Here is a 10,507-nt window from a genome sequence, read left to right on the forward strand (position 1 = left end):
TTTTTTCAATAATATCTGCTTCGGATTCAAAAGAAACCACTATTTTTGTAGCGCGAAAAACAAGGGAGATGTGTTGAAGAACATCTTTTTTGAAGCTAACTAAAGAGAACATCAAGCAATAACTAAACATTTGATATAATAACCAATTAATCATTTGAACAATGGCAAATTTAGATCTTACTAAGTACGGTATCAATGGAACCGTAGAAATCGTACACAATCCGTCTTACGATGTTTTGTTCGCAGAAGAAACAAAACCGGGTTTGGAAGGCTATGAAAAAGGTCAGGTAACTGAACTGGGTGCTGTAAACGTAATGACCGGTGTGTACACAGGTCGTTCTCCTAAAGATAAATTCCTGGTAAAAGACGCTACAAGTGAAAACACAGTGTGGTGGACTTCTGATGAATACAAAAACGACAACAAGCCTGTAACTACAGAAACTTGGAACGCTTTGAAAGAATTGGCTACTAAAGAACTTTCTAACAAGAAACTGTATGTAGTAGATGGTTACTGCGGTGCAAACCCTGCAACTCGTCTGTGCGTACGTTTCATCATGGAAGTTGCTTGGCAGGCTCACTTCGTAACTAACATGTTCATCCGTCCTTCTAAAGAAGAACTGGAATCATTCGAACCTGACTTCGTTGTTTACAACGCTTCTAAGGCTAAAGTTGAAAACTACAAAGAACTGGGCTTGAACTCTGAAACTGCCGTTGTCTTCAACTTGACTACTAAGGAACAAGTTATCCTGAATACTTGGTATGGTGGTGAAATGAAGAAAGGTATGTTCTCTATGATGAACTACTTCAACCCGTTGCGTGGCATCGCTTCTATGCACTGTTCAGCTAACACCAACATGGAAGAAACTGACTCAGCTATCTTCTTCGGTTTGTCTGGAACAGGTAAGACTACTTTGTCTACCGACCCGAAACGTAAATTGATCGGTGACGACGAACACGGATGGGATGACGAAGGTGTATTCAACTACGAAGGTGGTTGCTACGCAAAAGTTATCAACTTGGATAAAGAATCAGAACCGGATATCTACAACGCTATCAAACGCGACGCTCTGTTGGAAAACGTTACAGTTGCTGCTGACGGTAAGATCGACTTCGCAGATAAGAGCGTAACAGAAAACACTCGTGTTTCTTACCCGATTTACCACATCAACAACATCGTTAAGCCGGTATCTAAAGGTCCTCACGCTCACCAAGTAATCTTCTTGTCAGCTGATGCCTTCGGTGTATTGCCTCCGGTATCTATCTTGAACCCGGAACAAGCTCAGTATTACTTCTTGTCTGGATTTACTGCAAAATTGGCAGGTACAGAACGTGGTATCACTGAACCGACTCCGACATTCTCTGCTTGCTTCGGTCAGGCTTTCTTGAGCTTGCACCCGACTAAATATGCAGAAGAGTTGGTTAAGAAGATGAAGATGGTTGGTGCTAAGGCTTACTTGGTTAACACTGGTTGGAACGGTACCGGCAAACGTATCTCTATCCGCGATACTCGTGGTATCATCGACGCTATCCTCGATGGTTCTATCGACAAAGCTCCGACTAAGACTATCCCGTACTTCAACTTCGTTGTTCCGACTGAATTGCCGGGCGTAGATCCGAAGATTCTTGATCCGCGTGATACTTACGCTGACGCTGCTCAGTGGGATGAAAAAGCTAAAGACCTGGCTGGTCGCTTCATCAAGAACTTCGCTAAGTTCGAAGGAAACGAAGCTGGTAAGGCTTTGGTTGCTGCAGGTCCGAAATTGTAATTTCAATCTCAACCTATATGGCAAAGCGGTCCTCTTTCGTAGAGGACCGCTTTTTTAATGCCTGTTTAAATGCTGTTCAAGCCAAAAGCTCCCTCAAACGAACATAAGTGAGAAGGCTGACTCACTTATGTGAAACGCCCGGGTTACTTATGTGAAACGCCCGGGTTACTTATGTGAAACGGTCCACTCACTTATGTTCATCAAAATGCACATTTTGATACCGTTTTACAGTACAACATGGCTTTATTGGAAAATTTAAATAGGCTCTTAAAATTACCATGTTGCTTTATTTGTTATATTTGCCTTGTTTTACAAACTTAAGAACTTTAGTAGAAGATGAAGAATGAAAGGTACGAGCTGAATAAGAATTTGGCTCAAATGTTGAAAGGAGGCGTTATCATGGATGTAACGACTCCGGAACAAGCAAAGATTGCCGAACAGGCAGGTGCAGTAGCGGTTATGGCATTGGAACGCATTCCGGCTGATATCCGTGCAGCGGGCGGAGTTGCCCGTATGAGCGACCCGAAGATGATACGTGGCATACAGGAAGCTGTCAGTATTCCTGTGATGGCGAAAGTGCGTATCGGACATTTTGTGGAAGCACAGATATTGGAAGCGTTGGAAATCGACTACATCGACGAGAGTGAAGTATTGTCGCCGGCAGACGGTGTGTTCCATATAGACAAGACCCAGTTTAAGGTACCGTTCGTTTGTGGAGCTAAAAACCTGGGCGAGGCATTGCGCCGTATCGCAGAAGGTGCTTCGATGATTCGTACCAAAGGAGAACCGGGCACCGGCGATGTGATTCAGGCAGTGACTCACATGCGCAGCATGATGCGCGACATCCGCCGCGTACAGGCACTTGCCGAAGACGAACTGTACAATGAGACCAAAGAGCTGGAAGTGCCGTTGGACTTGTTGCGGTATGTACACGAAAACGGAAAGCTTCCCGTAGTGAATTTCGCTGCCGGAGGTGTAGCCACTCCTGCCGATGCCGCCTTGATGATGCAACTGGGGGCTGAAGGTGTGTTTGTCGGTTCCGGTATCTTCAAGTCTGGCAATCCCGAAAAGCGGGCGCGTGCCATTGTCAATGCCGTAACCAACTATAACGACGCTAAGTTATTGGCAGAGGTTTCTACCGATTTGGGCGAAGCCATGGTAGGCATTAACGAAGATGAAATCACCCTGTTGATGGCAGAAAGAGGAAAATAACCGGGAAAGGATATGCTGAAAATAGGTGTTTTGGCGCTGCAAGGAGCTTTCCTTGAGCACGAACAGATGTTGGACCACTTGGGTGTAGCACATTTTCAAATCCGCCAATTATCCGATTTGTCCTGCCCCATGGACGGGCTGATTATACCAGGCGGAGAGAGTACGGCTATCGGCAAGCTTTTGAATAGCCTGGATATGATGTCTCCGCTTAGGGAGAAGGTGAAAGAAGGATTGCCCGTATTCGGTACATGTGCAGGTATGATTCTATTGGCAAATGAAATAGAAAACGACCCGAAGCGCTACTTGCAAGTGATGGACATCTGCGTGAAACGCAATGCATACGGCCGCCAGTTGGGCAGTTTCTTCACTCATGACCTGTTTGCCGGACAAGAAATACCCATGACTTTCATCCGTGCTCCTTATATAAATAAGGCAGGCGCGCAGGTGGAAATCTTGTCAACGGTAGACGGGCACATCGTAGCAGCACGTGAAAAGAACATGTTGGTCTGCTCCTTCCATCCCGAACTGACGGACGATACTACAGTACATGCTTATTTCATCGAGAAGATGGTAAAGAAGGAGGAAAGCCCAAAAGGGAATCAGATGCCAAGACCTTAGAAGCTGTTTTGAATTTCTCCAAAAAGTTTTTCTTGGCTTGATGTATCCGTTTTCGTGTGTGCTTTGGGCGATTTTTTGGTCCTTTTCGCTCCTGTTCTTCGTCAGATAGCCCGCTATCTTCCTCATCACAGAAGCGGAAATGCCTCAAAAACTCATCCCAAATCATCGCACGATAAATTCAAAACAGCTTCTTAGTTGTGCATAGGACATGACTATTGGCTTCTCACTTTCTCTAACTATTGTACTTAAACTGATAAAGCGGACGTGCCAACCCGGCGCATCCGCTTTTTTACTGACAAGTTAAAATATTAGAGAGAATTTAAAAAGACGGCTTGTCACTTCGTTATTAGTTATTGTCCGCAACATCCCACCACACACGCGTTTCGAAGCTGTCTTCTCCTTGAGCTTGGATTGCAGCATTGTAATTATCCATATTAGTTCCGTAATCATCCGGATAATAGATACGCCGGTAAGGGATATGGGAGATGCTTGCCGATGGTCCCGGATAGATTTTCGGCACATTCAACCGCCGCCAATCCGACCATGCTTCTATACCGTCTTGCATAAAGTTGGCAAGCCAGCGCTGCATGCCTATCTTTTCTATCCTTTCTTCATCCGATCCGGTAAAGGCTATATCCGGTTGGGCATAATATGCGTCAAAGCGGCTTCCCAAATCGTATTGGTCGAATGAAGCCTGAATGCCTTGACGATAATAATTCTCAGCTTGGCTTTGGTCAATCCAACCACGTACGGCAGCTTCGGCCTGAATCAGCAAGATGTGTGAGGGGGAAATGATAGTTATCGGCGTGTTCTGCGCTTGATAATAACGAGGGTCAAAAGTAGCACAGTCCGTATATTGCGTGATGTCCGACTGCAAAATACCGAAAGGAACCCCAGCATATTCTCCTTGCGAATTAGGCTCAGCATAAGCTTCTATGCGTGGGTCGTTATAAGCGAGCAACTGATCCAGAAGAGTCTTTGACGGAGCAAAGTCGGCACGCCCATCTACTACAATATTGGTATAGAGAGGATTCTCGTTCATCTCTTCGCTTACAAAGTTATAGACCAATGCGTCAGAATTGTCAGTCATACCGCCATCGGCATACGCACGGGAAAACCGTTCACGTCCGGAAGAAGGATCTACATCCGAAAGCTTAATCGCCATCATCATGCGTAGGGAGGCATTGAATTTCTTCCATTTAGAGATATCTCCGTTATAGAGTATGTCATACGTGCCGTCTAAATCTCCACTTTCATCGAATTGCGCATACGCTTCTGTAAGGCGAGTGTCGAGATCTGAATAGATGGATTCTTGTGTATCGTATGCCGGAGTGAAATTTCCCGCATCTCCTTGCAATGCTTCCGAATAAGGAATCATGCCCAGCACATCGGTAATGTGCATATAGAAGTAAGCACGCAATGTCTGCGCCACGGCTATTTGGTTTTCATTGCTTCCCATCTGCAGCACGTTTGAAGACTGGCTAGTCGATTCTTCAGTGTTCAGCGAAATGATTTCTTCCAAATTTTGTAAATCTCTGTAATAGAAAGCCCGCGTATCATAGTCTTGCAATCCAAAGTTGGAATATTGGATATTCTGCCGTTCGGACAAATATTGCGGAAACAATTGTGTCCACGGGTTATAAGTGCCATTCAGGGCAAAAAGATACGTATCCATACATACCCGGGTAAACAAAAAGCGTGTATCCGGAGAAGAAGGATTGTTAGGGTCTACAGTCAAATCTCCGAAATTGCCACAACTGCTCAAGCCGGTAACTCCGACAAAAATCAAAGCCAATAATTTTATCTTTTTCATAATAAACCAATCTTTTAAGTTAGAATGTCAGACTCACTGTAAAACCGTATGAACGTACAGAAGCAGCCTGTCCGCCTTCAATATATCCTTCGGTAGCCGCTCCCATTTCAGACGGGTCGATGTTGGGAACTGCCGAGTAAATCAACCAAGGGTTTTGTGCTACAAAAGAAATGCTGGCACGCTTGATTCCCCAATTCAGACGACGCAAGAACGATTCAGGGACAGTATAACCAAGACTCAGTTCACGCAGTTTTACATAGCTTGCATCATATACATAGTCTTCCCATAACAATGACTTATAGCTTTGGAAGTAAGTCTGCGCATCCATATAAGTAGTGACAGGAGAGTATGTGCCATCTTCGTTTTGGATCACTCCATCCAAGCGGATACCTCCACCGTTTGCCACACTATTACGAATCGGATTTCCTTTGTCATTCAATCCTGTGGTTGAACTCAGCAAACCGGATGCTTCGCCAAACATATTCGTAGCAGAAGCTAAAGCACCTCCTACTTGGAAATCGAGCGAAGCGTTCAAGGTAAATCCTTTATAGCGCAACGTAGTGGCAAAACCACCCGTCAAATCTGGCTGTATATTGCCCAATTCTTCTTGTGCGGACGTGTTATACAAAGGTACGTAATCACCGTTCTGATTGCGACCCAACAAAAGGTTTCCTTCGGGATCACGCTGCCAAACCGAGCCGCGTATTACGCCAATAGGCTCTCCGACTTCCGCATAAGAATAAACGCGTGAACTCCACGACATCCAGTAAAGTTGATAAGATTCTTGTCCATCTACTAACTCTTCCAATGTATTCCGGTTATGGGCTACGTTGGCATTTACTTCCCATGACCAGTCTTTCGTACGAATGATTTCACCTCCTAATGATACTTCAATACCACGGTTTCGGATCAATCCGGCATTCATTCTACGGGAAGTGTAGCCGCTGGATGGAGTAGTATTCATGCTGACTATCTGATTCTTTGAGTCTCGGTTGTAGAAGTTGATGTCTCCCCAAAAACGATTGTTGAACATGCGGAACTCCGTACCAATTTCATACGAGGTAGAAATTGTCGGCTTGATATACGGGTCATTCAGTGTAGGACTGGTCCACATGGTAGACAAACCGTTGTACTTGACTACTTCACCATCGCTGTTACGAATGGAATAAATGTTGTACACATTATACGGATCCATCGTTGAACCGACTTGGGCTGCTGAAGCTCTAATCTTCCAGAAATTTAACCAATCGGCATGTTTGAACCAGTTGCTGGCGATGACAGCTACCGACAAACCTCCATACAAATAGCTGTTGTTGTCCGGATGAAGAGTAGAACTCCAATCGTTACGCAATGAAAAATCTATATAATAGGTATCATTCCATCCGGCCGTCACTGTACCATAGATACTTTGCTCGTGAATTTGTTCTTTATTATTGCTGCCTCCTGCATCACCCGAAGATCCTCCTAAATTGTTGAAACCATCCATAATCAATCCGTTACGAGTGAATCCGGAGAGTTCGTCCAGGTTGCTTTGGCGGTCTTCAAAGAAAAGTGCCGCATCTATTGCCAGCTTGTCATTCAAGAAATGATCGTTCCATGTAATGCGCCCTTGGGTTTGAATGTCCGAATAAGAATTCTGATCTTGTTGGTAGCTGGATACTAAACCAAACATCTGGTTAGGGATAACTTGTTCCGACTTTTCATTACGAATGTTGCCATTAACACGAATGCCGGCTTTCAGGTTCTTCCAAATAGTCAGTTCGGCATCTCCACTGAATAAGTTCCATTGATAAGTGTCCGTTGTGTTGATTTCATTGAATACAGCATAAGGGTTATCATGAAAAGCGGCGTTCAGGCTAGTCGGATCCGAATCACGGCTGGTGATGTTCCAATATATATGGCTGCCGTCCGCACGCTTGTAGTTCTTATAATCCTGTAAGTTTACGTTGGTATGCCCCCATTGCTGGTATGAATAAAGAGCATTTCCTGTCTCAGCATATCCCTCTACCGCCGCATTATGGTTTTTGCGGTAAGTATATTTGTAGTCTACTGATATTTTCAAACGGTCAAAGGGTTTGAACTCAGTCCGTACGGACAAATAACGCCGTGCCGCATCGCTATTGGGAGTGATGCCTTGGCGTGACACGTTAGAGAATGACACACGTGTAGAATAATCTTTACCTGAACGTGAAAACGCCACGTTGGTCGTATTGCTGAAACCGGTTTCAAACAAATCGCTCAGCCTCAATTGTGGACTCCATGAGGTGGTCTGTCCGAAACGTGGGTCGCTCGGATCCCATGCGTATGCTGGAAGATATTGCTGGCCATTGAAAGCCGGACCCCAACTGGCATCGTTATTGTAGTCATAATATGCCTTGCCGTCCAATGCCTGCAGATATGACGGGTGTCTGCTCGCATCATAATGGAATACAGGAAGTTCCGCCTCAGCTCCCAAATAACCTCCACCATATTGGTTTTGCATGTCAAAATGGTCGTACATCTTTTCCCATGCGAAAGTATGGCTTACATTGATTTCTGTATGCCCTTCCTGTCCTGAACCGTTTTTTGTGGTGATAATTACGGCACCATTGCCACCACGTGAGCCATACAAAGCCGTAGCTGCAGGGCCTTTCAGTACGTTAACTGATTCCACATCGTCCATATTGATGGCATTGGCATCTTCCGAAATAATGCCATCAATGACATAAATCGGTTCTACTCCACTGGCATCAGTCAAAGAAGATGTACCACGCAAAATGATACGTCCGCTATCAAACGTGGCACCTGATGAACCTAAGAAACGGATACCGGACACTTTGCCCGCCAATGCATTGTTCAAGTCTGTTTGCCGGGTAATGGTCAAATCTTCTGCCTTTACGGTCTGAGTAGAATATCCCAATGATTTCTCATGGCGGGTAAGTCCTTGTGCTGTAACTACCACCTCATCCAAAGTTTCAGTATTAGGTTCCATTACAATGTTCATCGTTCCGGAAGTAATATCAACCTCTTTTGTGTTCATACCGATAAAAGAAATACTTAATGTCTTGGCAGAAGCCGGCACGTTGGAAAGATTAAAACGGCCTTCCACATCAGTAATGGTTCCCATGGTTGTCCCTTTTACTAAAACAGATGCTCCCACTATCGGCAACCCATCGTCTGCGGAAGTCACAATTCCCCTCACTTGTCTCCCTTGAGACCATAAAATGCCTATTCCAATACATAGAAAAGACAACATTAAAACAATTTTCCTTTTCATAAACTCTCTCGTTTAGTTAAACAATCTTTAATTAATACAGCTGTCATAACCTGTTTTATTGAATTTTTCGCAAAGTTATAAATAAAAGGAAAATAAAAGCAAATATTTTATATCAAAATAATATCTAAATCTACAAAAACAGTAAAATTGGTTATTTAATAGCAGGTTTTTGTATATAAAACTTATAAATTATCAAAATATCGCGCACATATTTGTTATATTGTCATTTTATGAAATTAATCCTCAATTATCAAATACACACAATAGTCATATATTTACTTACTTTTTATTACATCTCAAATTCATCTTTGAAACTATTGAAGGTGGCATAAACAAGTAATGCAACCAAATCAGCACACACGAAAACGAATACATCAAGACGGGAAAAAACTTTTTGGAGAAATTCAAAATAGTTTCTTAAACAGGATCTAACTGTGCTGTTCCACAAACACCAGAACCCACAAACACCAGGATATTGATTTTTGAGTTTTTAAGTGGCTGAGTATTCGGATTTTGTAAGTTTATTCGTATATTCGCAACCGAAGACCTTATTCGCTACAGAAACACAAAACATCTTTCATTTCATCTGTTACGATGCTTTATGTTCTCTGTGGTGAGACTTTAACGATTACAAACTCAAAACTTAAAGCAAATGAAACACGTATTTATGACAACCCTGCTGCTGCCCTTAATGGCGTGCGGAGGAGGAAACCAACAGGTGCAAACGACCAGCGAAACCGTCCAGGACAGCACCAAGAACCAAGTAGTGGAAACTATTATGTCACGCCGTAGCATCCGCCAGTATAAACCGCAGGCGGTAGAGCGTGAAAAGATGCAGACTATTGTCGAATGCGGTATCAATGCCCCCAATGCCATGAACTGCCAACCTTGGGAAATCCGTGTCGTAGACAATCCCGATTATATTAACGGCGTAACCGAATTATATAAGAAAGCCAATCCGAAAGCCGCGTCAGACTCTACATTCCGCAATATGTTCCGCAATGCACCTACGGTAGTCTTTATCGGGCACGATACAAAATCAGAAAGTTCGCCTTTCGACTGCGGTTTGTTGGCTGAAAACATGATGATTTCAGCTTGGTCTATGGGGATAGGAAGTTGTTGTTTGGGAAGTCCCGCCCGCTTTATGAAGAGTCCTGAAGCGGCTGAATACTTGAAAAAGCTAAACTTCAGTGAAGGTTACGAACTGTTATATTGCATCGGCTTCGGCTATCCCGATGAGGCTCCAACCGCCAAGCCTCGTGAAGCAGACAAAATCCAATTTATCGAGTGAAATATATCACTAAAATTTAAGAAGCTGTTTTGAATTTCTCCAAAAAGTTTTTCTTGGCTTGATGTGTTCGTTTTCGTGTGTGCTTTGGGCGATTTTTTGGTCCTTTCCGCTTCTGTTCTTCGTCAGATAGCCCGCTATCTTCCTCATCACAGAAGCGAAAATGCCTCAAAAACTCATCCCAAATCATCGCACGATAAATTCAAAACAGCTTCTAAATGTAGAAAAAACAGAGGCATAATGTAATCTTATTTAAGGATGCAGTTCCATACGAAGGCGTATTGTCAAGAGCAACTTCTGCAAACGGCGTATGGGTTTTGCCGCATGACTTTACCCGTTATGAAGATATTGAAGACGCAAGAACTAAGAACTACCTGTTGTTCAAGGCTAATGATGGTGCTAAGCACGCTTTGTCGTTGACCGCAACGTTGGGCGACACCACCATCAAGACAGCTTATGATTTGGGCGCAAGCTTGAAGAAAATAGGCAAAGTGGAAGTATATCCTAATAATCTGACTAACTGTGCTGTAAATAAGGAATATGTTCCGACTTAT

9 protein-coding genes are annotated in these 10,507 nt (G+C 43.7%); 5 read left to right on the forward strand and 4 right to left on the reverse strand.

Going from position 1 to position 10,507, the window contains the following annotated elements; genetic code table 11:
• The first annotated feature begins 161 nt into the window (after positions 1-161).
• The 3 genes from pckA to pdxT all read left to right on the forward strand — a co-directional run bounded on the left by pckA (position 162) and on the right by pdxT (position 3,596).
• Positions 162-1,766, forward strand: coding sequence for a phosphoenolpyruvate carboxykinase (ATP) (gene pckA, locus B5F25_RS09115; RefSeq protein WP_087249086.1), 1,605 nt, complete (start codon positions 162-164; stop codon positions 1,764-1,766).
• Between the two features lie 336 nt (positions 1,767-2,102).
• A complete protein-coding gene (pdxS, locus tag B5F25_RS09120; RefSeq protein WP_087249088.1) occupies positions 2,103-2,978 on the forward strand; it encodes a pyridoxal 5'-phosphate synthase lyase subunit PdxS in 876 nt (291 codons plus the stop codon).
• Between the two features lie 15 nt (positions 2,979-2,993).
• A complete protein-coding gene (gene pdxT, locus B5F25_RS09125; RefSeq protein ID WP_087249098.1) occupies positions 2,994-3,596 on the forward strand; it encodes a pyridoxal 5'-phosphate synthase glutaminase subunit PdxT in 603 nt (200 codons plus the stop codon).
• On the opposite strand, the gene B5F25_RS21660 is transcribed toward pdxT, so the two are convergent.
• The 3 genes from B5F25_RS21660 to B5F25_RS09135 form a co-directional block, all read right to left on the reverse strand.
• Complete coding sequence (locus tag B5F25_RS21660; RefSeq protein WP_158100050.1) at positions 3,535-3,762, reverse strand: hypothetical protein; 228 nt, start codon at positions 3,760-3,762, stop codon at positions 3,535-3,537. The two genes, pdxT and B5F25_RS21660, sit on opposite strands and share 62 nt — an antisense overlap.
• 180 nt (positions 3,763-3,942) lie before the next feature.
• Positions 3,943-5,409, reverse strand: a complete 1,467-nt coding sequence (locus tag B5F25_RS09130; RefSeq protein WP_087249090.1) for a SusD/RagB family nutrient-binding outer membrane lipoprotein — start codon at positions 5,407-5,409, stop codon at positions 3,943-3,945.
• Positions 5,410-5,428: 19 nt separating this feature from the next.
• Positions 5,429-8,665: a SusC/RagA family TonB-linked outer membrane protein gene (locus B5F25_RS09135; RefSeq protein ID WP_087249092.1), complete on the reverse strand. Its 3,237-nt coding sequence runs from the start codon at positions 8,663-8,665 to the stop codon at positions 5,429-5,431.
• A 691-nt stretch (positions 8,666-9,356) separates the two neighbouring features.
• Here B5F25_RS09135 and B5F25_RS09140 point away from each other — a divergent pair.
• Entirely contained in the window at positions 9,357-9,956 is a 600-nt protein-coding gene (locus B5F25_RS09140) for a nitroreductase (protein ID WP_241148385.1), read from the forward strand.
• Between the two features lie 16 nt (positions 9,957-9,972).
• Here B5F25_RS09140 and B5F25_RS21665 read toward each other — a convergent pair whose 3' ends face one another.
• Positions 9,973-10,143, reverse strand: coding sequence for a hypothetical protein (locus B5F25_RS21665; protein ID WP_162614385.1), 171 nt, complete (start codon positions 10,141-10,143; stop codon positions 9,973-9,975).
• Positions 10,144-10,234: 91 nt separating this feature from the next.
• Here B5F25_RS21665 and B5F25_RS09145 point away from each other — a divergent pair.
• Positions 10,235-10,507: hypothetical protein (locus tag B5F25_RS09145; RefSeq protein WP_241148384.1), on the forward strand; the 273-nt coding region annotated here is incomplete at its 3' end.

This window comes from Bacteroides sp. An19 (assembly GCF_002160215.1).
GTDB lineage: Bacteria > Bacteroidota > Bacteroidia > Bacteroidales > Bacteroidaceae > Phocaeicola > Phocaeicola intestinalis.

Excerpts from the sequence above, each read along its gene's own strand:
- pckA (WP_087249086.1), top strand. The coding sequence starts at position 162 with ATGGCAAATTTAGATCTTACTAAGTACGGTATCAATGGAACCGTAGAA.
- pdxS (WP_087249088.1), top strand. The coding sequence starts at position 2,103 with ATGAAGAATGAAAGGTACGAGCTGAATAAGAATTTGGCTCAAATGTTG.
- B5F25_RS21660 (WP_158100050.1), bottom strand. The coding sequence starts at position 3,762 with ATGATTTGGGATGAGTTTTTGAGGCATTTCCGCTTCTGTGATGAGGAA.
- B5F25_RS09130 (WP_087249090.1), bottom strand. The coding sequence starts at position 5,409 with ATGAAAAAGATAAAATTATTGGCTTTGATTTTTGTCGGAGTTACCGGC.
- B5F25_RS09135 (WP_087249092.1), bottom strand. The coding sequence starts at position 8,665 with ATGAAAAGGAAAATTGTTTTAATGTTGTCTTTTCTATGTATTGGAATA.
- B5F25_RS09140 (WP_241148385.1), top strand. The coding sequence starts at position 9,357 with ATGGCGTGCGGAGGAGGAAACCAACAGGTGCAAACGACCAGCGAAACC.
- B5F25_RS21665 (WP_162614385.1), bottom strand. The coding sequence starts at position 10,143 with ATGATTTGGGATGAGTTTTTGAGGCATTTTCGCTTCTGTGATGAGGAA.